We start from the raw sequence: 25967 nt of genomic DNA, 5'->3' as shown, positions 1-25967 counted from the left end.
GTGGCGTAGATCGTCCTGTTCCAATCGAAACGTCGGGGAGGACTTGCTGCGAGCGCATGCTGGCAGACACGGCTGTTCCGGACGATGGGACGCAGTCCATGAGGTGCAGGGACTATGAATGTGAGGCGGCAGGTTGCAGGCGATGGATTCACCGATAGGCGTTTTTGATTCCGGCGTTGGAGGCATCAGCACGCTCAAGGTTCTTGCAAGCATGCTGCCGCACGAGGATTTTGTGTTCTTTGGCGACTCAGGGAATGCACCCTATGGCGAGAAGCGGCGCGAGGAGGTGCAGCGGCTGACCAACGATGCGGTGCAGAAATTACTCATGCACCATATCAAGGGAATGGTCATCGCCTGCAACACCGCCACGAGCGCAGCGAAGCCCATGCTGCTCGAACGCTATCCCGACCTGACGATCGTCGGCATCGAGCCTGCGCTCAAGGAGGCGGTCGACAACGGCGCTCAGAACATCCTGGTCATGGCGACGCCGCTCACGCTTGCCATGCCGAAATTCCAGAGGCAGCTGCATCTGTTCTCGGGCGAGCGACACATCGAGACGCTGCCGTGCTCCGGCCTGGCTGGTCTCATCGAGTGCGGTGCGCAGCGTCTGGACGATGTCAAAGACCTCTTGCGAAGGCTGCTCAGCACAACGAGTGGGCGACGATTCGACGCCGTCGTCCTCGGCTGCACGCATTACCCATTCGTCAAGGATCAGATTGCCGAGTGTCTGCCTTCAAACCCGAGCTTCTATACAGGATACGAAGGGCTCACGCGGCATCTGACACATCTGCTCGGGGAGAGGCAACTGCTCAGAAGCACCAACGCATGCCGCAGCATTGAGTTCCTCAGCAGTTCGGTCAACCCCCACGAAACCGATCTGTATAGGCAACTCTTCGCTTCAAGCATCGAATCGACGACTGAGTTCGGCCGCAGCGGCCCGAAGTCCGAGAGCATGCTCTGATCGCCTTTTCACCGACACCGCGCGGGAGGCTGCACGAGGCAGCCATGCCTGCAGCTCGAGACTCATGTGGAAGAGCTGCGGGATGGAGACACCGTGCGTCAGGGCATAGTTCGTTTCCAGCATCCTGCGCATTCTCAACGGATAATCCGTTATCAGCCCATCGGCTCCAGCTTTCGCCCATCGGACGGCCATGAACGGACGGTCCACAGTCCAGACCCATAGATGAAGTCCGACGGCCTGGGCCTGGCCTGCCAGAGCCGTGGAGTAGAAGGAGCTGACAGCAAGGATTTCAGTCCCGGCATCTGCGACGGCCTGAAGGTCGATGCTCTGGTGCTTGTGGACAACATACATGGTTCGGAAGCCATCTTCGGCTGCTTCTTGGATCTCACTGAAATCAAGGGATTCGATAATCGCATTCTTCCTATGCCCTGACCGGTCCAGAATCTTCTCAAGCTGCTTGACCGTGACTTCATCCTGCTTGTTCTCGACGGCCATGACAACAGAGTCCGGAACATCCTTCAACACCCTCGAGAACACGGTCGGATTGTAGCATTTCGATTGCGAGCTCACCAGACACAGACTTTCCCAGACCTGGGTGGATATCGTGCCGACCGAGCTGCCGCGAATGGTCTGAATGTAATCCTGCGTCGTCGAATCATGCGAAATCGCGATATTGCCGTCCGCAAGCTTTCTCAGGTCCATTTCCACAGCGAGCTTCTCCTGCACGGCCTGTCTGAAGCTTTCCTCAGACCCTGCGGGAGAAGTCTCCGAACCGCCTCGGTGAGCCATGACGATGGGGATGTTGTCCACTCCAGCGGCTCGTCCAATGATGAGCTGCACCGAAGCTGATCCGATCATCGATGCGGCGATGAGTATGGCAGCGATCGAAGGGATGAGTCTAAGGATGCGTCCGACAATGGCGGAGAAATCGAGACCATGGTGAATGCGGCTGATACCCAAGTAAACATCATCTCCCACATTCAGTCATTCGCCTATGCTTGGTGCGCTGCATAGCGACGCAAGCCATCAGCGCAGCCTGCATCAGGGAGTACCTACATTATGGAGTCATTCGCAAAATCCTCTGAACGGTTGCTTGACATTTCGTGAGTGCACCTATTCCCCGGGCTGGATCATGGGTCTGCCGCATCTTGGAATCCAAAGCACTGCATCCCAAAAGGTAATGCGCCTTGAAGACGCTTGGATTCCTCGCAGACATCTGCCGCGGCGGGCAGCCCAGAGGAATCTTGCCACATGCCCTGCTCCGCATGAACTCAGGGCACTCAGAGCACTCAGCGCATTCGACGAATGCAGAGCGCAGAGATCACCGAAATGGCAGTCATGATTATTGCAGTCGGGAAGACCCAGAAGTAACCTCCCAGATGCACCACGATCAGGGACGTGAACGATGCGCCCAAGGCCTGGCCGGCGCAGGTGGCGATGTTCAGGAATCCCAGATCCTTGCCCGCTGTTTTCTTATCCGGCAGCACATCGACGTTGATTGCCTGATCGACGGCCATGTACATGCCATACCCAAATCCTGCGATGCCTGCGAAAAGGTACATGCCCGTCTCGCTTGGCATTATCCAAGGCATGGCTATGCCGATTGCATAGAGAACCCCGGCGACGAATATCGATGGCTTCCTGCGCCCGATGAAATCGGTGATGGGTCCGGAGGTGGCGGATGCGATGAGCGACACCACCATGGTGATAATCGACATGAGCGAGATGGCCGCGGCCGTCGATGCCTTTGACGCTCCGATATAGTCCTCAAGGATGTAGAGCTGGTATGAAGTCACCATCTGATAGGCGATGATCAGACCCGTTCTGCAGATGAAGGCCTTCCAGAAGTCGCCCGCTCCCCTGGTCGGGGGCGTGAACGAGTTCACCAGAACCTGCCACAGGCTTTCCCTATGATGTTCCAGATCCTTGCTCGAAGGCTCTCTTGGGAACACGATCACGGCAAGCACGCCAGAAAGAATCAGTAGAACCGCGGCGACGCCGAAGCCAAGAAGCACCGTTGTCAGGAACGCGGCTGCGACCATGTTGCCTATCGACTGTCCAACGACCGCCCCTCCACCGAAGGCGGCCGAGATCGTGGCACGACGGGACTCAGGAATTCGATCCGAAAGCACCGCGGTGATTGGCGCGACCATCATGTTGAGACCGACGAGCGAGGTGCAATATGCGATTCCGACCCCTGCCCAGGTCGCCGGAAGGCTGATGAGGAAGAATCCCAATCCCGTGAACAGTGCGCCGACGACGATCCAAGGGGTTCGTCTGCCGAATCGAGTCCGCGTCCTATCCGACAAGGCTCCGAGGAGCACGTTGATGAACATCGACAGGACTGCACCGACGGCATTTATCGTCCCCAGCGCGGAGCTATAGTCGGCTATGCCCAGATCCTTGAGCTTCTGCGGCATGAGAACGCCGGTGACCATCGTGAAACCGGCATAGATCAGGGTATTGAACACGAAGAATCCGATAAGGTAACGCCAGAACTCTCGTGTGGATAATGACTCTGGCGTTGAGGCCGAACCCGAAGTGCCTTCCTTCCGTGGAATCACCGGCTCCGGTTCCAGCGCCTGCGATTCGGCGGCCAACGCCGTGCTTGGATGGTTGTTCGCGGGGATGCTCTGAGGCTGCATGCTCATGGTGTCGCTCCTTTCCTCAGCCCCTAGCGGAGCTGCATCCAGACACTCGTGTCCTGGGGAAGTTTTCCATCGTCGGTCAATGGTCCCGAGGCCAATAGCACCTTGCCCTTGGGCAATGCAGCCGCCTGACTTCCGAAGTTGGTGAGATTCGCCCATCCATTGCTTCTGCGATAAGCGATGACGCCGCCTTTGCTTCCATCGGCGCCGTCGGCGATATCCGAAGCGGTGTCTTCCGGCAACCATGCGAACTCGGTATCGAAGACCTTGAGATCGTGCCGAATACTCAGAGCCTTGCGATACAGACTCAGCATGGAAGTCGCATCGCCGTCTTCCACATCGACGGCATAGTCCTTGAACCACATCGGCTGCGGGAGATGTGGGTGGTGGGTCTGGGCTTCGTCAGAGGCCGATCCGGACGGAACGCCGGATGGATCGTCGGATGGGGAGAATCCGAAGGAACCCTTTCTGGCAAAGCCATCGCCACGCTCATCCTCCGAGGCGTCGTCTGCCACCCAGGGAAGAGGCACCCGGCAACCGTCGCGGCCCTTGCTGCTGTCCGCGCGATTCGTGCGCAGCGCGGTCGGGTCCTCAAGCTCGTCCCAGTCAATGTCTGGAACCTCGAACAGTCCCAGTTCCTCGCCCTGATAGATGTATGCCGAACCTGGCAGCGCAAGCTCGAGGAGAATGGCGGCCTTCGCTCGTCTTGTACCCAACTCCCTGTTCTCGACGTAGCTCTTGCCATCTCGCAGCAGCCAATCAAGCGAGATCTGATGCATATGACCTGGGCTTGGAATTTGCGGAAGAGCATAGCGGCTTGCGCTGCGAGGCACATCATGGTTGCTCATCACCCAGGTGGACGTCGAGCCCGCCTTGTCAGCCGCCGCGATGCCTTCGTCGATCGCGTCATGCATTTCGTCGCGAATCCAGTTCTTCTTGGCAAATTCGAAGTTGAAGACCTGACCAAGCTCCTTGGTGCTTGCATACAGATACTGACGGTCCGGATTCACCCAAGCCTCCGCCACCGCGAATCGTGGCGGATCGTATTGGTTGAACACTTTGCGCCATTCACGATAGATCTCATGGACCTCATTGCGGTCATAGACGGGATCCGATCCATCCGAAGGAATGGGCTTGAACACGTCAACATCCCATGCGTCGAGATCGTCACGATCGAGATCCTTGGCAAGACCGTGCGCGACATCGACCCTGAAGCCATCGACGCCGTGATCGCACCAGAAACGAAGCGTCTTCAGGAAATCCTGACGCACTTCCTCGTTCTTCCAGTTCAGATCGGGCTGCCCTGGGGTGAACAGATGCAGATACCACTGACCGTCCGCGACCTGCTTCCATGCGGGACCTCCGAAATTCGCAGTCCAGTTCGTCGGCGGCAGCTCCCCATGCTCGCCACGGCCATCGCGGAAGATGTACCTGTCGCGCGCAGCCGAACCCTTCGAAGAGTTCAGGGCTTCCTGGAACCAGGGATGATACATGGATGTGTGGTTTGGAACGATGTCGACGACGACCTTGATGCCTCGCGTATGCGCGGCATCCACCATGGCACTGAAGTCATCCATGGTGCCCAGCCTGGGGTCGACGTTGCGATAGTCGTCGACGTCATAACCCCCGTCGAGCAGATGCGAAGGGTAGAAGGGGCTCAGCCAGATCGCGTCCACTCCTAAATGCTGGAGATAATCCATTTTCGAGGTAATCCCCCGAATGTCGCCCAGGCCGGAACCCGTGCTGTCCTTGAAGGAGCGGGGATATATCTGATAGACGCTCGCCTGCTTCCACCACAGCGCCCCGTCGTCCGAGACGAGTTCGCCGTCATCTCCATGTGACTGCGACTGCGACTGCGACGAAATACTTCCAGAGAGGGTATCGTTCATCGCATCGTTCATCGCATCGTGCGCTGCATCACTGCCGTCTGCGGCTTCCATCCTGTCCCGAGTTTCACTGTTCATAGTCAACTTTGACCTTCTTAATATCGTCCTTGATTGCAACTTCGCATTCATGCTAGCGCTTGCATAATCATTGTGCAAGCGCTAGCACAATTATTTTTATCGGTGCATGCCCAGGCTCAGGCACAGACACTGACCCATGCCCGCAGAGACCGAATCCGACATCCGACAGACCGCGAGCGCATTCATCCCCTCAAAGACGCGGAAGAGGAGTACTGTTGAACAGTACGCCAGGTGGCTTACGGCACAAAGGGAACAGGGTTAGACGATGCTTTTGAAAGACTTGGCCGAAATGGCAGGCGTTTCCCTTTCCACAGTCTCCCGCGCACTTCACGGGGACGCACGGATCAGCGAGGCGACCAGGAAGCGCATCCAGGAAATAGCAGACCGCGAGCATTTTGTTCTGTCCAAGAGCGCGTCAGCGCTGGCCTCTCGCAAATCCTTTCGCATCACAGCCCTGTTCGTCGACCATTTCAACACATGGTTCACTTCGACATCCCTGGAAGGACTGTATTCGGTCATTTCCCAATCAGACTACGACCTATTCCCGCTCGCACTGCACACGCCAGAGGAACTTGACACCTTCTTTCGTCTGCTTTCGCGCAACAACAACACCGACGGCATCATCATCTCCTCAATCCACCTCAGTGACAGCCACACCGAACAGCTCGCGGCATCGCACATTCCCGTCGTCGGCCTCGATTCATATGGAACCCAGGGATACGATGCGGCCGTCGTATTGAACAATGACGAATCGATGCTCATGGCTGCCCGCAGAATCAAGCTGCTTGGGCATACCGCCATCGGATTCGTCCATTATCCCCAGCCTGGGTTGTTCCACGATTACAGCTATTCCGAACGCATTCCGCAATTTGAACGCATATGCAGAGCACAGGGGTATCCAGAACGGTCGTTCCACCATTTTGCAAGTTCGAATGGCAAGGCTGACAGGGAAGGGGTCGAGTCGATCCTCAGACAGTGGACGGCAACGACGCCACGGCCATCCGTCCTGTTCGTGGAAACAGACGACTTTGCCATCACACTCATGAGCGCGCTGCGAGAGCAGGGCCTGCGCATACCCGAAGACGTGTCGGTCGTCGGGTTCGACGACAATCCGGTTTCGAAGCTGATCGGGCTGGCCACATTCCGACAGAATGCACTTGGCAACGCGCGATACGCCGCGCAGACGATGCTCAGCCTTCTCAAGGCCGATCAGCCAGAGGGAAGCCTTCCAGAACGTGCGGATCTTGCCGGAGTGAAGGCTGCAGAGTCAGACGCGCAGAAACCCATGTTCAGCCGGGACTTCACATCCTTCATTGCACGAAGGACGCTTGGTCCTGCTCCGAAGAACGCTGCGAGGCATTAATCCCACGACGTTGGACGTGGGCCTTCGCGCCTTCATGCGCAGACCGACATGATGCCAGCGGTTTTCATGGGCAGCCGCCCTCAAAAGCTTGCCAAAAAGTTAATTGTTGCATATGCAACAAATGTACATATGGGGTATTATCCTGACTTCTTGCCCATGTCTGCACGCTTCGTGAGACATTGCCTCAGAGGACGAGAAGGTGAGAAACGTTGGAGACAGAACAGACAGAACAGGAAGCGGATCAATCATATCTTCGCGAAGTCGCGAACAGCGAAGGTCTGAGAAGGCCAAGCATGGCAATTCACTGCCTGCACCATCTCATCCACCGCTATCTGAGCGCCACGATGCCTGAAGACGCACGAATGGCCACAGGCTCAAACACCCCGATAATCGTATATCTTTCGAAGCATCGTGACTGCGACGTCTTTCAACATGACATCGAACGGCATTTCTCCATCACGCGTTCAACGGCATCGCGCGTTCTCACCAGGATGGAGCATAAGGGGCTGATCAGACGCGAGGAAGTGAAGCGCGACAAACGCTTGCGAAAGATATCACTCACGACTGAGTCCTGGGGCATCGTCGAGCAGCTTCGCGACAATGCCGCGCATATGGAAGAGACGCTCCTTGCGGGGATGAGCCAGGCACAGATACAGGAACTTCTGCAATCGCTGGGACGCATGAGAGAGAATCTCATATCGACCGGGCTGGCCGGCTCCGACAGAGACCAAGGATCCCGTGATGCTTCCAGATTGGGTGGCGTCGGCGAGAAGAATGACGCGTCGGCGCATGCGCGCAAGCGGTTTTCAGACAAGGCAAGAGGAAGGGACGAAAAGGAATGACAACAACGACGGCGCGAACTGAAAGCGGTATCGCGAAGCCAGAGCGAAGGACTTCAGGGCTCAAGGGCACGCAAGGCCCCAAGAATGGACAGAACGCACAATCCAGCGGCATCTCCCAAGGCACCCAGCAGCACACACTTCGAGTGCTGCTGAGCTGCCTTCGCGAATACAGGAAGCCAACGCTTCTGGCTCCTGGATTCGTGTTCGTCGAAGGCATCCTCGAGATCATCATTCCGACGGTCATGGCTGCCCTGATCGATCAGGGAATTTCCGGAAAGAACATCGGCACGCTCTGGCGCTTCGGCATCATACTGCTATGCTGCTCTGTGGTTTCGCTCGTCTGTGGATTCCTTTCAGGAAAGTACGCGGCATATGCCGCCTCGGGCCTGGCGAAGAACCTGCGCGGAGACATGTTCGACAAGGTGCAATCCTTCAGCTTCACGAATATCGACCGCTTCTCCACGGGTTCGATAATCACTCGCCTCACCACCGATGTGACGAACATCCAGAACGCCTTCCAGATGATCGTTCGTCTCGGCATGAGAGCGCCCGTGATGGTCATCGTCTCCTGGATCTTTGCATTCCGGATCAGTCCATCGATCTCCCTCGTCTTCCTTGTCACCATCCCAATCCTCGGCATAGGTCTGATTGCGCTGGCCTGGTTCGTGCACCCCATATTCGAGCGCGTTTTCCGGACCTACGACGAGCTGAACAACGTGGTGGACGAGAACCTGCAGGCAGTCCGCGTCGTGAAATCATACAATCGTGAGAATTTCGAGGTGCATAAGTTCTCAAGGATCTCGCAGCGCATCTATGACAACTTCGTCAAGGCGGAGAAGGTCCTGAGCTTCAACATGCCACTGATGCAGCTGTGCATGTACGCCACGATGATCGTCATCGCATGGGCGGGAGCGCACCAGATCGTGGCATCTGGAAACAGCGCGTCGCTTGGGCTCACAACCGGGGATCTGACCGCACTGGTCACCTATGCGATGCAGATTCTGATGAGCATGATGATGCTCTCGATGATCTTCGTGATGGTCATCATCTCACGCGCATCGGCAGAACGCATCACGCAGCTTCTTGTCGAGCAGAGCACCGTCACCAACCCCGCCCATCCAATCGAGCAGGTACGCGACGGTTCCATAGCGTTCGATCATGTGACCTTCCGCTATGCAAGCAGCTCGGAAAAGCCCGTCCTGAACGACCTCTCGCTCACGATTCCCAGCGGCATGACCGTTGGCGTCGTCGGTGGAACCGGTTCTTCAAAATCGAGTCTCGTTCAGCTCATTCCACGTCTCTATGATGTCACCGGTGGCTCGGTGAAGGTCGGCGGCGTGAACGTGAAGGACTACGACCTCGAGGCGCTTCGCGATTCAGTGGCCATGGTGCTGCAGAAGAACCTTCTGTTCACCGGAACCATAAAGGAGAATCTACGCTGGGGCAACCCGCATGCGACAGACGAACAAATCGTCCATGCCTGCATGCTTGCCCAGGCCGATGGCTTCATCCGCGAGCTTCCAGATGGATACGACACGCATATCGACGAAGGCGGGACCAACGTCTCGGGCGGCCAGCGCCAGCGCATCTGCATCGCACGGGCACTGCTCAAGAAACCGCAGATCCTTATTCTCGATGACTCCACAAGCGCAGTGGACACGAATACGGACCGACTCATTCGTCGCGCATTCCATGAGGAGATTCCAGATACGACGAAGATCATCATTGCGCAGCGCATCGCCTCTGTGCAGGAATCCGATCTGATCATCGTGATGCGGGATGGGGAGATCCTCAATCAGGGCAGCCACGATGAGCTGCTCGAGAACAGCGAGGAATATCGGGAAATCTATGAATCACAGACTCAGAACAAGGAGGTGGCACAGGCATGAGCGACGCAACGCAGACACAGCAGGCCGACAAGGAAAAGCTTCAGGGCAAGGCAGTGCCACAGGGCAGCTCGCCCCGTCCGCAGAGTGCCGGTCAAAGGAGGACCATGTCTTCGCGAAAGGCAGCGCCAGGAACCACAAAGCGCCTGTTCGGATACATTCTGAGGTATCGCTGGCAGGTGATCGTCATCGTTCTGTCGATTCTGATTTCTGCAGCTGCTCAGGCAGGTTCCGCACTCTTCCTGCAGACTCTTGTCGACAGATACATTCTTCCGCTCGTCGGCACCTCCAACCCGAACTGGGCACCGCTGGTTCAGGCGCTGACGCTCATGGGCTCGCTCTATGCTCTGGGAACCTTCAGCACATGGCTATACAACTGGCTGCTTGTCGGGGTCGAGCAGGGGACGCTGAAGGACATACGCGACCGCATGTTCGCCCATCAGCAGCATCTGCCAATCGGGTATTTCGACTCTCATGAGCATGGTGACGTGATGAGCCGCTACACGAACGACACCGACACGCTTCGTCAGGCAATAAGCCAATCGTTGCCGCAGATGTTCTCTTCGGTCGTGACCGCCCTGGCCTCGCTGATAGCCATGGCATGGCTATCGATTCCATTCACGCTGTTCACCATTCTGTTCAGCGTCCTGCTCATCGTCGTCGTACGCATGCTGGTCACGCGCAGTGGGCATTTCTTCATCATCCAGCAGGAGGCCCTTGGCGATGTCAACGGCTTCGTCGAGGAATCGGTCAACGGGCAGAAGATCATCAAGGTCTTCAACCATGAACAGGCCACTGCCGACACCTTCCACGGGAAGAACGCGAGACTGTTCGATGCAAGCGCCAAGGCAAACATGTACGGCAACACCACGATGCCAGTCGTTGCGAACATGGGATACCTGCTCTACATCCTGGTGGCGATCACCGGCGGGATAACTGCGATTTCAGGCTGGGGCAACTTCGGTCTCGCCGGTGCCGGGTCGATGACCCTGGGCACGATCATCGCCCTGCTGACGCTGACGCGTTCGTATGTGAATCCAATCGGACAGGTGTCCATGCAGTTCAACATGGTCATGATGGCCCTGGCAGGAGCCTCCAGAATCTTCGCCCTCATGGATCAGCCAAGCGAGACCGACGATGGCAGCGTGACCCTGGTCAATGTCACCAAGGATTCGGACGGCAATCTTGTCGAATCGAAGGAAGCCACACAGCACTGGGCATGGAAACGTGCAGCCGACGACGATGGCATGCGTTCACTCGCCCAGGCCAATCTGCTCAGCGCAGGTGCTGCAGAAGTCGCACGAAAGGCAAAGAACGTCGCGGTCACTTCCCCCGACGGACGCCTTACCCTGCTTCGCGGCGATGTCCGATTCACCGATGTGACATTCGGATATGCCCCGAACACGCCCGTCCTGCACGACATCACCTGGTTCGCCGAGCCCGGTCAGAAGATAGCGTTGGTCGGCGCCACCGGCGCAGGCAAGACGACGGTCACGAATCTCATCAACCGCTTCTATGACATCCAGCAAGGTCAGATTCTTTATGATGGCATCGATGTGCGCAATATCAGAAAGCCCGATCTGCGGCGCTCCTTGGGTGTGGTTCTGCAAGATGTGAACCTGTTCACCGGGACGGTCATGGACAACATCCGCTACGGTCGACTGAACGCAAGCGACGAGGAATGCATCGAAGCTGCAAGGCTCACCAATGCCGACGGCTTCATCCGCATGCTTCCCGAGGGATATCAGACCGTGCTGCAGGGCGATGGAAGCGGTCTGTCACAAGGCCAGCGACAGCTCATCTCCATTGCCCGCGCCGCCGTTGCCGACCCTCCGACGATGATTCTCGACGAGGCGACTTCCTCGATCGACACGCGAACGGAATCGGTGGTGCAAGCCGGCATGGACGCGCTGATGAAGGGTCGAACGGTGTTCGTCATCGCCCACCGCCTGTCGACCGTTCGCAATGCCGATGTGATCATGGTGCTCGACCACGGCCGCATCATCGAACGCGGCTCGCACGAAGAGCTCATCGCCCAGCGCGGCGAATACTATCAGCTCTACACCGGAGCGGTCGAACTGGAATAGATTCGCTTCAAAGCTGCTCGCACCCCGCTCAGTCGTTCCGGCTTGCGAGCAGCCGGAGAGCCCTGTGCACGCTTCGAAGGTGAGGGACACGAGGGGTATCCGGCATGCTGATACTCTCTGAATATGAGAAGACACATGAGATTCACAGCCTTCTATTTTCTGGTCTTGACGTTCGCATGGTGCTCCTTACTTGTCGGCTGTGCCGAGAGTGGAGAGACGACACCCGAAGGCGCTGCACTCGGCGGTTCTGTCACGGTTGCACTCATCGACACCGGAGTTCCTGCAAAGGTCGACGCATTCGACGGGTTTGACATCGACTACGACGACTCCGCCCCGGTCGGTGCCCACGCGACCATGATGCTGTCCGTCATTCTTGGAGTTAACGCTTCAGGAGCTGAACGGATTGATGCCAAAACCATTCGCATCAAGTGTTATTCGGTTCCAAATGGAGGCGCTGACGGTCTGGCAGAGGCCATCAATCAGGCACTGACCGATAAAGCGCAGATTCTTTCCATAAGCATGGGTATTAGGGTGAGCTCGCAACGGCTGGAACAGGCCGTCGAGCTTGCAACGGATTCGGGCGTGGACGTCTACGCAGCTGCAGGGAATGTGCCCTTTCTCAAGGCAGACTATCCGGCAAGACTCAAGGGCGTCATTTCCGTGGGCGCAATTGACAGCAATGGTGCCTATTGGGAGGACTCCTGCAGAGATCCCATCGACCTCACTGCCCTGGGCGTGGACGTTCCGGCGATCAACGAACGGCAGGAGGTCGAGTATATATCAGGAACTTCTGCAGCAACAGCCATGGCAGTGCGTCAGAAACTAGCGAGGGACGTCAGCCTCACAAATTGACCGGTAAGAAGTATTCCCATATCATTCCTAATTACATACATCATGTATAAATTATTAGGGAGTGATCATGAACAAGCGTCTCGCATCTCTATTTACGGCGTTTGCTCTCATCGCCGCAATGGGATGCATTGCACAGCCTGCATATGCAGATGAGACATCTTCCACAACCGCCTCGGTTACGCAAGACGCCGAAAGCATGCCGAAGAATCCATCGCGGATGAACTCGAAGAAGAAGGGCTCGTCGTCGATGACATCGATATTGAGTTAGAGGAGTTCTCCCTTGAGGCGACAAGCGCCGAGGGGGAAGCAGACTCGACACAGATCGACTTGGAAATCGAAACCGAGTCAGCTCAGGCCGAGTTCACCATCATTGAGGAAAACGAAGACGAAACAGTTTCCTCAACATTCACCGCAGACATCACCACCGCAACGGAAGACAGGATCGTTTTCACCATCACCGACGATCTGACCGGTGAAAGCTACGATTACGACAGCGATGCACCTACGGAATCATTTGCCGTTCCGATAGCTTTTGCTGGCGTTGCACTAGCCGCTCTGCTGAAGACCATAGCGGCCGGGTCCGCGATCGTTTTGGGCGGAGTGCTTATGTATGCGGCAAGCATTGCCATACCGAAAATTGTTGCAGCATATAACCGAACCAAAGCATCCACAAGGCGTTCGTACTATGTTGCGTGGCGTAAGGGCAAAGCCACTTATGTCAGTGGTTTCGTTTTAACAGACAGCCAAGCCCGTACTAGAGCTCGCGCAAATGGTGATACATGGGCTATCTCATCTTCGAGAGCGCAAGCTTTGGCTAACTGGGTCAGCTCACCGGCGAGGCATCACGTCGCGCATTTCAAAGGTGCATTCCATCATTGGCATCCAAGAACAACTGAAGTTCACTGCTTTTACGGATATCCAACCTAATTCTGAGAAAAGCGTGTGATGGTTTTGCATATAACGATCAAGGAGGAGCGCCACTATGCTGTTGAAGGATATCGAGAGCTGGGTTGAGGAACTTGGCGGCGAACGGCTTGACATGGGGCGGTATCTGCCTGTGTTGGACGAGCCAGCGCTGAATGCTCCTCTGATAACGGCCATGTATGCAATTCATGATGTCGAGATGCTGCGGGAACGTATGGATACACCAGATTATTCGGGTCAGATTCTCGAATTTGAAACCGAGGAATCCATGCTTGCAGCAAGGCAGCTTTCCCCTGATTTAGGCTGGTACCAGCAGGAATACAACGAATATTGCGACGGAGAGCGCGTGTATGTCATACTGCAGCGCGACGCCGGCGATCCACGGCGGCTTGGCGGTTTTCTCGTCACTCATGTCGGCGCAAGTTGGCTTGTCAAGGAGATCGAGTCCATGACCGGCATGCGGATGCTGATCTCTCCGGGAGAATGCTGACGGTGTCAACGTCTCAAACCCTCCACTTTCGCGAAGGCGTTTGAGATTGTTATTGCACACCGATGACACTTCCACCTGGAAAGTCCGAAACATCGCTTCAGAACAGTGCAATATTAGCTAGCGAAAAGGAGTTTCAAATGGATGTTGCCTTGCATGAGCGTGCGCGAGCGGACTACGGCGTGCCGTCTCTTGATTCGTACGACGCTGTTATCACCTGGCTGGAACGCCTTGGAGCAACCCACATGGCACTCCACAGGCATTGGGAGGGTCATTACGACGAGTTCGTCCACCCCAAGCGGGTAAGCGACATCCTCACCATAGCCGACGAGGAATTCATCCGAACGCACGCCTCGCAGGAGGAACACGAAAACATACTGAATGATGCGCCAGACGATCCTTCCGAATATCAACGTCCCGCCGACGAGCCGGAGGACCTGTGGCTTATGGACTTCGAAATCGGGGCGAAAAGACTGCTGATTCTCCTCGAACGACACCCCCGCAACCCAGACAAGCTCGGCAACTACCGAATCTATGGCGCGGGCCAGTGGCTGCGCGAGGCACTGTGGGCTGCCACCGGCGTGCTCCCGCTCGACCCTGGAAGTGAGGAAGGAGAGTTGTTCCGACAGGCCTTCGAACAGAGCATCGGCCCGCTGCGCCGCCTCTGGGATGCGCTGACTGGCAGCATAATCGAATTCTGGCTCCACCTGCGCGGCTGGGACCGCATATAAGCCATCAATCACCCAGCGATATCACTCAGCGATATCGCCGCGCCACGCGATCGACCCAACGTCGTGTTATTGGCGCGGCTCAGGAGACCAAGGGGCAGTCGCGTCTCGTCGCTCACGACTCAGCAACCACGATGCCTTCAATCGACAGGACTTACTCGAATGAGGTTGCCATCGGGATCGGCGACCACAAAAGTTCGTCCGAACACGTCATCGTGCGGCTCCTCGGCGACCGTGACACCTTTGGCTGACCAGTCGGAAAAAATTTCGTCGATGGCGGACGAGCCCCCCGGAATCATCAGGCCCACTTCGGACGTGCGCGGCGTATCGGGCGTAGCGCGATCGCTTCTCCCACTCCACAGGGCGAACAGGACACCGGGGGCGACCTGGAAGGGCACATACCTGGGCGTGCGCATCACGGGCTCAAGTTGGAAAAGCTCGCTGTAGAACGCTGTCGAGCGTTCAACATCGGAGACGTAGATCAGGAACAGGTTGGGTGCGCTCATGACGGCACTCCTTCGTGGTCGATGACTGTAGTCCAAAGGCTAGCAAAAATGGAGAAAAACCTATGTCATCTTTCTTTTAGAGAAGAAAGACCAATGGAGCGTCTGCAGCGGCTTCCTGCTCTTCTCCTCGCGCTGCAAGCAAACCGTCGGATAACAGCTTCCGAATTCACTGAGCACGGCAGCAGCAACATAGGGCCTGACTGCGAATGGGAAAATCCTGAATCTGCATAAGGCCGGTCTCGAATCAGGGCAGCTGTATCTTCTCTGTCAAGGCCGACGACCCCATTCTCAAAAGTCTCATTTGCGGCAGTTCCAGATAGAACAGTCAAACCGTCAGCATCCACCTGCTCAATGGATCGGTATTGCAAGTTTTTGGCACTTGGCCGAGTATACAAGCCCGAAAACGGCATAATGCCGACCGGGAATGCACCGATTTCGACGCTTTATACTTCAGCAAGTGCCAAAAACTTGCAATCCTGGCTGTGGAATACCCGAATGGCATAAAAACCCGCCACACTGAGGGCAATCATCAGAGCGTGCGCGCACCAGAACCCGAAGAGTTGTATTCTATACTGTGTGTAAATATATGAAGCGGGGTGAAAATGCGCGACTTGGACGACATGGGCGACTTGAGCGATACTCAGGATCTGGGCAGGCCTATTGAAGATGTGGAATTCGCGGAACATGAACCAGTTGCCAGACACAGAGCCCAAAGCTCCAGTGGTTCCCAACGCACGCTCATCGCCATAATCGCAGGCATCGCCATAGTTGTCATCTTCGGCGCATCACTTGGTGCCTGGCAGGCGTGGCGCCAGTCCGAACAATCACGACTACTCGCACTGTCAGCATGCAACGCAAAGTTGCAGGCGTATGACGAAGCGGTGGAGCATTTTGAACAGATCAAGCAGGACCTCGCTACGGTCACCGACATCGGCGAGGAACATGTTTCAGATGCTGAAACGGTAAAGACCCTACGCGCCGAACTGTCCAAGGCAATCCCCTCACGCGTCGAGTGTCCAGAAGATGGCAAGCAAGACGTGCAGGAAGACACGGGCATCACCCTCGACAATGCCGTGCATGCGCTCACTACCCAAGGGCAAAGCATCACAGACGCGGCTAGCCGTGTCACAGAATCGCAGGAAGAGAAGAGTCTCCAAGACACACGTGCAAGCCTGAACGAAGCGATCAACGCTGGTGAGACGACACTGAAGGAATCCGAGAACAACGTTCAGAACAATGCCATCAGGGAAGATCTTCGAAACGCCTTGGATACGGCAATCAACGCTTCACAGTCAGATGACCTTGATGCTCTTGCGAGCCATGTCGAAACGGTGAAGGGCAAGGCAGCAGCAGTCAGAGATGCCATGGCCGCAAAAAAGCAGGCGGACGAGGCAGCCAAGGCCCGGGCCGCCGCATTGCGAGAGATTGAAGCAGCGGAGAATGAAGACACTGGGATCGACAACACTGAGACCGACAACGCTCAGAGCGACGATGCTCACAGCGAATCCTCCGCCCCCAGCACCTCCGACCTGATACATAGCTGCTGGGTAACGAAGAACGATGGCGGATATCAGGACGTCTCCTATCTTTCTTCCCATGGCTGGACGCTGGAACGTGCGCAGGCAGACTGCGAGCAACGCAAGGCTTCCCAACGCTGATCTCCATGATGACAGTCAGGACGGCGTTCGGAAGGAGTCTCAACGGCGGCCTACATCAGCTTCGTGGACTCGACCTTTCTGACTATCCATTGATTCAGGCTGATGACCGGCTTGCGCAGGAACAGCCCAAGAATGAGCGAAGGCACGAGGAACAATGCGAGATAGCCCATCTGCTGCCAATACTCGTTGCCATATGAGCCGGCCATCGCAGCATGCATTGCCTGTATCGCATGCGGGAACAGCAGGAATGGGTAGACCTTCTGGAAGAACGTTGGGAGAAGCTCTATCGGGAAGGTGCCTCCCGAGCCTGCGACCTGCATCACCAGGAGCAGCACGGCAAGCGCCTTGCCGATGGTACCGAATGAGAGAGCGAGCGTATACATGATATTCGAGAAGACGAGCGCGCAGAGCCAGCAGACCAGCATGAACTGGAAGATGTGGTCAGCCTGGACCCCGAGATAGAAGAGATCGCCAAGACCGACCAATCCCCCCTGACAGAGCGCAAGAAGCAGCAGAAACATATACCGTCCAAAGTATTCCTGATGAAGCATAAGGCCATAGTCCTGGGCGCTTCCCGCGGATTCGGGGAACATCTCGAGGGCTGGCACGCCTTCCTTCGGCATGGGTTTCAATCCCAGGACCTTCGCCTTCTGTCTGTTCGAGATAGAGACCTTGATCATGGCAACGAGAATGATGCTTCCAACCCATATCGAAAGAATCGTATAGAACGGAGCCATCGCGGATCCATAGTTGGCAACTGCATAGATCGGTATGCGCTTGAGTGCGACAGGCGAGGCCAGCAGGGTCGCCAACGCATCGGAATTGCCGTTGCTGAGCTCATTCAGGCCGGCTATGTCACCGTTATTGTATGCGGCAGTAAGCTGGTTGCCGAAGTCGGACAACGAGGTGGCCGCCTTGCGAAGCGTCTTGGCCGAGTCGCCGAGATTCGATTGAAGGGAATGGATGCCTTTCACAGTGTTGCCAGAAAGGCTGGATACATCGGCGATCGTGCTTGAGAGGCTCCCCATGACCGAATCGGTCTGGTTCGAAAGACTGCGCATCGACTGATTCAACGCGTCGAGCTGCGGCTTCAGGTTGTTTGCATAATCGTTTGAGACCTTCGTCATCGAAGCCTTGGCCGATGCGATGGAGCCCTTGATGCCGTTGAGTTTCTTTCGGGCCGTGGCATCACTGCCGCCTATTGACGAGACGGCATCAGAGAGTTGCGTGGAGATGCCCTCAAGCCGCTGCTGCGTCTGCGTCGCGCCGCTTGCCACTGCCTGCAGTGCATTCTTCAGACTGCCATTATCCGTTTGATCGGCCAGATCGGTGAATTTGCGCGCCAGGGAAGCGAAGTCTGTGGCGTTCTTATCAACCTGTGCCTTGACGGTGTTGAGCTGAGTCTGAATTGAGCTCCCCTGCTTTGAAACGTTGCCGAACGCATCGTCGACTTCCTGAGCGATGACATCATATGATTTGCTGGCATTGGAAAGCGCCACATTCACGGATTCGGTCGTTGCGTCGAGCGCATTGCCCGCGGAGTCAATGCCCGCTTCGCCCTGCTTGAGAGCCTGGCGCGCGGAACTGGCCCCGTCCGCAGACTTGCCCAGCAAGGTGTTCGTCGACTGGATGATATTCCCCGAAGCGCCAAGCAGCCCCGAATAGGCGCCCAGCTGATCGGCCGCAGCATTGAGCTGATCTGCAAGAGTGCCGACGTGGTTCGTCGCGTTTGTCACATACTCCTTCGCCTGGGAGCTCGAAGCATATTTCAGCACGCTTGATGCAATATCCAGTCCGACGTTTCCTATGGTCTTGGCAAAGCTCGAGTTGATGGTCGTGGTGACGGTGTCGGCACCCTTGTCAGTGATGTGCGGTGCGATCGCATTCGATTTTTCGTTGATGTAGTATCGCAGGCTGGCATGGTGAATCTGTGAGGAGAACAGCGTCATCATGTCTGCGCTGAACTGCTTGGGAATCACGATTGCAGCGTAATAATCGCCTGATTTCACGCCGTCAAGAGCCTTTGCCTTCGACACGAACTGCCAGTCAAGCTGGTCATTCGCTCTCAATTGGTTGAGCACGGTCTCGCCGACGTTGACCTTGATGGGAATCAGGTCGGACTTGTATCCAACATCGGTATTGGCGACGGCGACCTTCAGGGATTTGGTGTTGCCATAGGGATCCCAGCTCGCAGCGATGTTAAACCACGCATACAGCGCTGGCACGATGACAAGACCCATGCACACGATGATGGCGATGACGTTGCGCGTGGCATTGCGAAGGTCTCCCGTGAACAGTCTCCAGATATTTCTCACAGTTCCTGGGTCACCTCCCCTGAAGATTCGGAAGAGCTGCCAGAAACATCGGAGTCTCGAACGGCGCTGACGCCGCTGTGAACATCCGGGCGATCGGCTTTCTCTGAATTGAACGGCTGGCCCACGGTGACTCCCAACTGCCGCGCATAGCTGTCACGCATATATTCGACCATGATCAGGTAGAAATCTATCAGGATGATCGAGACTATCCAAAGGTTCAGCATCATGATTTTCGCTTCGACGCTGAAGAGCAGCACCAGAAAGACGATGGGAAGCACAACGACCAGTATCAGCCCGGTGCGAATCATCATGGGGTAACCGCGGAAGAATCGACGAGCACGATTGCGGACGTCATGCTCGAATTCCTTGGATCCGGCAAAGACGCTCATCATCGAAGCCAGGCTCAGACCGCGGTTGGTCAGACTGCTTTGCTCGGTGATGAAAAGATCGGCCACGGCAAGCCTGTTGTCGAACATGACATTCAGATTCAGCAGATATTGGCGCACGAACAGGCCGAGGAACAGTGCAATCGGAATGTAATACGACAGGCTCAGCAGATACCACCAGTAATGCGTGCCATACATGCCACCTATGGTCTCGCGCATCGCATTGATGCCATAGGTGAAGGGCAGCCAGGGATTGAGTCTGCGGAAGAATTCGGGCATCAGCTCGATTGGATACATGCCAGACGACCCTGGAATCTGCAGGATCAGCAGAATCACGCCCACCGCCTTGCCTATGTGTCGCAAGACCGTGGCAAGCGCATAGATGATGTTCACATAGACGAACGATGCAAGCATGCCAGCCATCACGAACAGCCATGGGTACGGGCATTGAATGCCAATGACCAAATCGCCGATCGTCACGAACAGAGCCTGCAGGATTCCGAGAGTGCTCACGAGCAAGCCACGGCCAAGATAAGACGCCGTCGTGGTGATGTGCGAAAGGCCTTCCCTGTCGACTTCAAGCTTGAAGATCGCAATGATGATGAATCCGCCCACCCACAGCGCCAGATTCGTGTAGAACGGCGCTACGGAGGAACCATAGTTCGCGATTGGATACACCGTGGTTGTGGAAAGGTTGACAGGGGATTGCATGAACTGTGCGATGCCGGCCTTGTCGAGGTGCATCACCTTCGAGACCTGCTTCCAGACCGCCGAGCTACCCAAGGCCGCCACATCCGTACGCACCGAGGCCAGCTGCGTCTGCACCGACGCGAGCGACTGTTCCGTCGTGCCGATTGAGCTGCGTGCATCAGCAAGCGTGCCGTCTAGCTCCTTCAGCAGCGAGACGGTCTGTTCGACGGTCGTCTGCAACGATGTGACCGTACCGGACAGAGTGCCTGCAGCGCCCGAGAAGGAGTCAAGACCGTTCAACAGACCGGGCAGCGTGGTCGTCGACAGCGTATTGCCTGCGGAATTCAAGGTCGATATGCCTGAATTCGCGGAATTGCTGACAGCGCTTGACATGCTGCCGGTTGCGGATTTGCCTGCATCGATGAAGGAGGACGTCGAAGTATTGAAGGTGCTGAGCTGCTTTCGCTGCTGGGTGTTGATGCCTTGCAATGCGCTTATCTGGGCATCGATGCCTTGATATGCCTGACCGTCAGGATCGAGTCCTGAATTCTTCAACGCAGATTGCAGGTCATCGAGGGCATCGTCGTTTGCATCCAGAACGCCGGTCAGCCTGTCATTCACGGTATTCACCGTCTCATCCGCCGTGTTGAATCCGTCAAGAATTGAGCTGGATGCCAGATTCACATCGACGGTGATGCCAGAGAGCGCCGTGGAACCACTGTTCAGAGCACCAATCAACGTGTGCGAAAAGGTGAGAGACGACGAACGCGCCGCGCTGAGAGTTTTCTGTGACTGAGCAAGTGCCTTCTGCGCCGAAGCCATCTGCGATGACAGCCCGGCGCTGGTTTTTTCTGCGGCCTGCACCGTGGACTGCGCCGTGCCGATCGTACCTTGCATATTCCGCAGATTCGCTCGCAGACCCTGAATGTCGTTGATCGTCGAGTTCAGATTGGAGACGACGGCAGCCCGGGTTTTCGAAGCCGAACTGTCAAGATTCCCCGCTGCCGCAGACAACCTGGATGCAACCACATCGCTCACGGTCGAAACGAACATCGAGTTGATCGTCTTGTCGATGGAACTCGCACCCGTGTCGGTGATCTTTGGCGCGACGGCGTTCTTTTTCTCATTTACATAATATTGAAGCACCGATTGTGAACTCGTGCCTTCGACCGAACCGATCACATTGGCACTGAAGTTCTTCGGCAGGACTATCGCAGCATAGTATTCGCCCGACTTCACGCCGTTTATGGCATCGCCTTCATCGACGAACTGCCATCCGAGCTCCTTGTTCCTGTGCAGGCTGGCAACGACCTGCTTGCCGATGTCAACGGTTCCGAACGAATCCGAGTGCGCGCCCGTGTCTTAGTTTGCAACGGCGACTTTCAGATTTTTCGTATTCGAATAAGGATCCCAGTTCGCAGCGATGTTGAACCATGCATACAGTGAGGGGATAAGGCAGACGCCAATTGTGATGATCAATGCGATGGGGTTGCGCAGCAGGCGGAAAATATCTCGCCGATAAATATGAAAAGCCGTTCTCACAGGCGGACCCTCCCCTCGATCACCCCTAAGTTTCTACCGTCAGCACGACAGTTCTCGCCTATCACCCTGTTTTCCCGAACATTATGAAGCCATTTACAACCCGATTTCAAGTTTTGGGCACTGGCGAAAGTATCAACGCGCTATTTTCGGCCTGGTGCGGTCGCACTTTCAACGATTTTCAGCCTTCTATACTTTCGCCAGTGCCCAAAACTTGAAATCTCGCTTCCTCGTTCCGAATTTAATCCAGATTCAACGCATTCTTGAGGAAGTCACGCTGCAAGAGCAGCAGATTTTCTGCGACTTTCTCATCATTGGTCATATGGGTTATGCCGTTGAGCGGCAAAACGGTGTGAGCACGCCCAGCGCTGAGCAAAGCCTCGGAAAGACGCAGCGTGTTGGCCACGGAAACATTGTCGTCGGCAAATCCATGAATCAGCATGAGCGGTCTGCGGAGATTCGGCGCATCCTCGATAATGCTGTTGCGTCTGTAGGTCTCTTCGTCCAGACCCAGATAGCGCTCGGTGTAATGGGTGTCATAGAGTGTCCAGTCCGTCGGCGGCGCCCCTGCGCAGGCGGCGTGGAACACCTCAGGCGCGCGTAGCACCGCGAGCGCCGAAAGGAATCCACCATATGACCAGCCAATCATCGAGACTCTCCCAAGATCCGCCTCGGGAGCGATTTCAGGCAACGCCTCGACAGCCTCGATCTGATCGTCCAAGGTGACCTGCGCCATGTCATCCATGATCGCTCGGTCCCATGCCGGGCCTCTGCCCGTCGTGCCACGGCCGTCCGCCGTAAGGACGATGAATCCCTGATCCGCCCACCACTGCGACGCCCAGTAATACGACTGCGAGAGCATGACCTGCTGATGCCCCGGACCTCCATAGGGTTTGACCAGAACGGGAAGTTTCTCGCTATGCGCGTAGACGCTTCCCTTGGACGGACGCACGATTGCTGCGCGCAAGGCATGCTTGCCCAAGGTCACGAATTCGACGTTCGGGATGAATCCGCAATCCGCCGCAACATTGCCGATATCAGCACGCCTGATCGGACTGGATTGACCGCCGTCCGCCTTCGATGCTTCGGCCGGAAGCTTGCCGTCCTTGGCGAAGCAGTGCGTCATCACCGACTTGGCGGCATCCATGCCGCGCCCGTAGATGACCATGCCGTCTCCAGACTGCGAGACGTTCCATATTCCCGGCACCTCGTTAAGCACGTCGACACGACCGTCATACGAGAACCTGACCACATCGAAGCTTCTTGGATCCTTGGATGCGAGCGCAAGAATCGATTCATCGCTCGCACGAACCACGCTGCGGATCTGCCAGCCAGCCGGTGAGATGGCTTTGCCATCCGCATACAGACGGTTCGTATCATGCTCCTCATCGGCCCGAACGTCGATCAGCGCGCCATGAGGGGCCCATGTAGGCACACCAGGCGTCAGATCGAGCCAGCAGTCATTGGCATGATCCGCCACGAGAGTCGTCATGATGCTGTGGAGATCGGCGATCTCCCCATTGTCCAGCAGATATCTCGACGAGGCGTTCTTGTCCGGGTTCGGCTCGTGGAATGCCTGAAGCTGGTGGATGCGTAGGACCTGATCGCGATTCTGACGACGATTCTGCACCAGTATCAGCGCGTCATGACCCTCGACCCAGTGAACGCAAGCCAGATATTCGTATGCCGTCGTGTCCCACGCGACCCTCGACAGCCGTGGCTCCCAGATGTCAAGCAGCAGCAGTCCGACCTTCGCATTATGCGTCAGCGCCCTGGGATATCTGCGCCGGGACGCAGGACGGTCAGGGTTGGCCGGATCGCTTATATACCAGACTTCCTCGTCGGAAGCATCATAGTGTTCGATCAGCAGCTGGCGCGAATCAGGAGACCACCAGAAGCCGGCATAACGATCCATCTCTTCCCCGGCGACGAACTCCGCGAGGCCGATCCTCACGTCCTCGCTCGCCTTGTCGGAAAGATCGACGGTCGCCGCTATCGGAGCATCTATCTCCCGAAGCCTGTGCGAATCGTATGCCCCGTCCGGACTGGCCTGGTCCGACACGTTGGAAGCATCAGGCGCAAGTCGCACGATCACAACGCTTCTTCCGGTCGTATACGCAACGAGCTTGCCGTCAGGAGAGATCGTCGGGTTAAGCATCGGACCATCGTGGCTAACGCCCGAAGCAAGATCGGTGGGATCGACGACATGGATGCACGCAACGCGGTTGCCCTCGCTTGACGCATCGTCCGCATCACCCGCCGCACCCGCCGCACCCGCATCGTCCGATGCGAGACTTGCGATCCAGAGCTTGCCGCCCAAGGCGAACGCCGCTCTGTCACCGGCAGCATCGACGCTGTAGGAGACAATGCCCTCGGCACTTTCACGGCTGCGCTCTCGACGAGCCTTTTCCTCCTCAGGGACATCATCGTCCGCATGTCCCAGACGCTCTCCGACAGCCGCCCCCTGCAGCAGCTCCCGTGGATCGGCTATCAGCATCTCGCGATGCCCGCCATCCTTGTCCCATACGCTCATCCACAGGCTGGTGACTGGGTCCTCCGCGCCTCCGGAACGCAGAAAAGCCGCACGGGAACCGTCTCCCAACACATGCGCCGAGCGCGGAGACCCCAGCGAGAAGCGCAGGGTTCTCGCCTCTTTTCTTGGAAAGTCGACTATTTCCCCACTGCTGACACTATGCTTGGTTTCACTCATGCACATCACGCTAGCACCGTGCAGTTCACATGGCATCACGCAGATGGATTGACTCCTGTGAACTCCGTCTCAATACGACGTATTGAAGACTTTGCAAGTATTCCCGCGCATGGTGCGGTGAATTCTCAACTCTGCGTAAGATGTAGTGAGCATATAGAAAGGGATGACCATGAGCGTTCTCGACCGTTTTGAGAAAAGCGTTGAAGGTGCCGTCAACGGCGTGTTCTCAAAATTTGGCTCCAAGGATCTTCAGCCCGTTGACCTGTCGAGTGCCTTGGAACGTGAGATTGATTCTCAGGCAATGGCAATGGGTCGCGATCGGACTGTCGCACCGAACGAATACCGATTCAAGCTTTCCACTCCGGATTTTGACAGAATAGAGCAGTGGGGATCCGAAACCCTGGCCAACGAACTTGCTGACAAGCTGACCAAATATGCTGAAACCCAGCATTATGCCTTCGTCGGCCCTGTCGTCGTCATCTTCGAAGAAGACTTGAACCTCGGAGCGGGCGATTTCCATCTGAGTTCGGAATCCGTTCAGGGCAATGCGGCTCCAGCCTCTCCGCAATCGAGCTCCAAGGATTGCCCCGCGCTCGAGATCAATGGACGTCAATATCTGCTCACAGCGCCGAAGACCGTGCTGGGCCGCGGCTCGAACTGCGACATCGTCATAGACGATCCCGGCATATCTCGCAGGCACCTCGAAATCGACGTCACGGACAAGGGCGTAATAGCACGCGACCTTGGATCCACGAATGGCACGTACGTCGAAGGCCATCAGGTACCTGCGGCTACGCTTCTTGACGGCAACACAATAACCATCGGTCGCACTCGCATTCTGTACTGGGCATCATCACAGGAGCAGGATTAAGCCTTGACCGAGGCAAGGGTCGAATCAACATGACTGAACTCACATTCGCCTTCCTCAAATACGGATTCCTATTGGTCCTATGGGTTTTCGCATGGCTCGCCGTACGTTCGCTGCGCAAGGACATTCAAAGTTTCAGCCCCACCACCTCGCGCGCACGGCGCAAGAGAGCCAAGGCGGCCAATCGGAACGCCGCGAGGGCGCAGCGCTCCTCGGCGCGCGCTCAGGCTTCAAACGCCACATCGCAGGATGAGGGCCCGACGTTGCTCGTGGTCATTGACGGACCGACTGCGGGAGTGTCCATTCCATTGAGCCACCAGGCAATTACCTTGGGACGCGCGGCTTCCAATACAATGGTTCTGGAAGATGAATTCGTGTCTTCGCATCATGCTCGCATTTTCCAGGATCCGCAGAGCGGAACCTGGGTTATCGAGGATCTGGGCAGCACCAATGGCACGGTCGTGGACGGGCAGCGCATAGACGAACCCGTGACTTTGCCGGCGGGAGTCCCAGTGCGCATTGGTGCAACGACTTTCGAGCTGAGGTAATAGAG

The 25967-nt window shown here is 56.5% G+C and carries 19 protein-coding genes; 12 read left to right on the top strand and 7 right to left on the bottom strand.

All coding sequences use genetic code 11. The features are described 5' to 3' along the window. Nucleotides 1-142: 142 nt before the first annotated feature. A complete protein-coding gene (murI, locus tag QN062_RS06795; RefSeq protein ID WP_369341074.1) occupies nt 143-961 on the top strand; it encodes a glutamate racemase in 819 nt (272 codons plus the stop codon). Here the strand turns inward: murI and QN062_RS06790 are convergent. The 3 genes from QN062_RS06790 to QN062_RS06780 form a co-directional block, all read right to left on the bottom strand. After that, nucleotides 899-1939 (bottom strand): glycerophosphodiester phosphodiesterase, encoded by a 1041-nt coding sequence (locus QN062_RS06790; protein ID WP_369341073.1) that lies wholly within the window; start codon nt 1937-1939, stop codon nt 899-901. The two genes, murI and QN062_RS06790, sit on opposite strands and share 63 nt — an antisense overlap. A gap of 311 nt (nt 1940-2250) precedes the next feature. Continuing rightward, a complete protein-coding gene (locus QN062_RS06785) occupies nt 2251-3612 on the bottom strand; it encodes an MFS transporter (RefSeq protein ID WP_369341072.1) in 1362 nt (453 codons plus the stop codon). A 23-nt stretch (nt 3613-3635) separates the two neighbouring features. Beyond that, nucleotides 3636-5474 carry a glycoside hydrolase family 13 protein gene (locus QN062_RS06780; RefSeq protein WP_369342569.1) on the bottom strand — a complete coding sequence of 613 codons (1839 nt, stop codon included), beginning with the start codon at nt 5472-5474 and terminating at the stop codon, nt 3636-3638. Between the two features lie 364 nt (nt 5475-5838). Here QN062_RS06780 and QN062_RS06775 point away from each other — a divergent pair, with 364 nt between their 5' ends. The 8 genes from QN062_RS06775 to QN062_RS06740 all read left to right on the top strand — a co-directional run bounded on the left by QN062_RS06775 (nt 5839) and on the right by QN062_RS06740 (nt 14745). Further along, nucleotides 5839-6936 carry a LacI family DNA-binding transcriptional regulator gene (locus tag QN062_RS06775; protein ID WP_369341071.1) on the top strand — a complete coding sequence of 366 codons (1098 nt, stop codon included), beginning with the start codon at nt 5839-5841 and terminating at the stop codon, nt 6934-6936. Nucleotides 6937-7145: 209 nt separating this feature from the next. Continuing rightward, nucleotides 7146-7778: a MarR family winged helix-turn-helix transcriptional regulator gene (locus QN062_RS06770; RefSeq protein ID WP_369341070.1), complete on the top strand. Its 633-nt coding sequence runs from the start codon at nt 7146-7148 to the stop codon at nt 7776-7778. Then, nucleotides 7775-9667: an ABC transporter ATP-binding protein gene (locus QN062_RS06765; RefSeq protein WP_369341069.1), complete on the top strand. Its 1893-nt coding sequence runs from the start codon at nt 7775-7777 to the stop codon at nt 9665-9667. The genes QN062_RS06770 and QN062_RS06765 overlap by 4 nt, the downstream gene beginning before the upstream one ends. A 104-nt stretch (nt 9668-9771) precedes the next feature. Continuing rightward, nucleotides 9772-11751 (top strand): ABC transporter ATP-binding protein, encoded by a 1980-nt coding sequence (locus QN062_RS06760; RefSeq protein WP_369342568.1) that lies wholly within the window; start codon nt 9772-9774, stop codon nt 11749-11751. 135 nt (nt 11752-11886) lie between these two features. After that, nucleotides 11887-12603 (top strand): S8 family serine peptidase, encoded by a 717-nt coding sequence (locus QN062_RS06755; protein ID WP_369341068.1) that lies wholly within the window; start codon nt 11887-11889, stop codon nt 12601-12603. A 327-nt stretch (nt 12604-12930) separates the two neighbouring features. After that, on the top strand, nt 12931-13530 hold the full coding sequence (locus tag QN062_RS06750; RefSeq protein WP_369341067.1) for a hypothetical protein: 600 nt from the start codon (nt 12931-12933) through the stop codon (nt 13528-13530). Between the two features lie 55 nt (nt 13531-13585). Beyond that, a complete protein-coding gene (locus QN062_RS06745; RefSeq protein WP_369341066.1) occupies nt 13586-14017 on the top strand; it encodes a hypothetical protein in 432 nt (143 codons plus the stop codon). Nucleotides 14018-14154: 137 nt separating this feature from the next. Continuing rightward, the gene (locus QN062_RS06740; protein ID WP_369341065.1) at nt 14155-14745 is read left to right on the top strand and encodes a hypothetical protein; all 591 of its coding nucleotides are present in this window, start codon (nt 14155-14157) and stop codon (nt 14743-14745) included. Nucleotides 14746-14882: 137 nt separating this feature from the next. Here QN062_RS06740 and QN062_RS06735 read toward each other — a convergent pair whose 3' ends face one another. Next, on the bottom strand, nt 14883-15248 hold the full coding sequence (locus QN062_RS06735) for a VOC family protein (protein ID WP_369341064.1): 366 nt from the start codon (nt 15246-15248) through the stop codon (nt 14883-14885). A gap of 602 nt (nt 15249-15850) precedes the next feature. Here QN062_RS06735 and QN062_RS06730 point away from each other — a divergent pair. Beyond that, nucleotides 15851-16906, top strand: coding sequence for a hypothetical protein (locus QN062_RS06730; RefSeq protein WP_369341063.1), 1056 nt, complete (start codon nt 15851-15853; stop codon nt 16904-16906). Between the two features lie 50 nt (nt 16907-16956). Here QN062_RS06730 and QN062_RS06725 read toward each other — a convergent pair whose 3' ends face one another. The 3 genes from QN062_RS06725 to QN062_RS06715 all read right to left on the bottom strand — a co-directional run bounded on the left by QN062_RS06725 (nt 16957) and on the right by QN062_RS06715 (nt 24546). After that, nucleotides 16957-19221: a YhgE/Pip family protein gene (locus tag QN062_RS06725; RefSeq protein ID WP_369341062.1), complete on the bottom strand. Its 2265-nt coding sequence runs from the start codon at nt 19219-19221 to the stop codon at nt 16957-16959. After that, entirely contained in the window at nt 19218-21536 is a 2319-nt protein-coding gene (locus QN062_RS06720) for a YhgE/Pip family protein (RefSeq protein WP_369341061.1), read from the bottom strand. Before QN062_RS06720 ends, QN062_RS06725 begins: the two co-directional genes overlap by 4 nt. Nucleotides 21537-22077: 541 nt before the next feature. Continuing rightward, complete coding sequence (locus tag QN062_RS06715) at nt 22078-24546, bottom strand: prolyl oligopeptidase family serine peptidase (protein WP_369341060.1); 2469 nt, start codon at nt 24544-24546, stop codon at nt 22078-22080. A 169-nt stretch (nt 24547-24715) separates the two neighbouring features. Between QN062_RS06715 and QN062_RS06710 the strand changes: the two genes are divergently transcribed. Both QN062_RS06710 and QN062_RS06705 read left to right on the top strand, forming a co-directional pair. Next, entirely contained in the window at nt 24716-25417 is a 702-nt protein-coding gene (locus tag QN062_RS06710) for a DUF3662 and FHA domain-containing protein (protein ID WP_094692354.1), read from the top strand. Nucleotides 25418-25446: 29 nt separating this feature from the next. Beyond that, a complete protein-coding gene (locus QN062_RS06705; RefSeq protein WP_369341059.1) occupies nt 25447-25962 on the top strand; it encodes an FHA domain-containing protein in 516 nt (171 codons plus the stop codon). Nucleotides 25963-25967 lie beyond the last annotated feature (5 nt).

The organism is Bifidobacterium sp. WK012_4_13 (genome assembly GCF_041080835.1).
GTDB lineage: Bacteria > Actinomycetota > Actinomycetes > Actinomycetales > Bifidobacteriaceae > Bombiscardovia > Bombiscardovia fermentum.
This window is presented reverse-complemented; position numbering and strand designations above follow the sequence as displayed.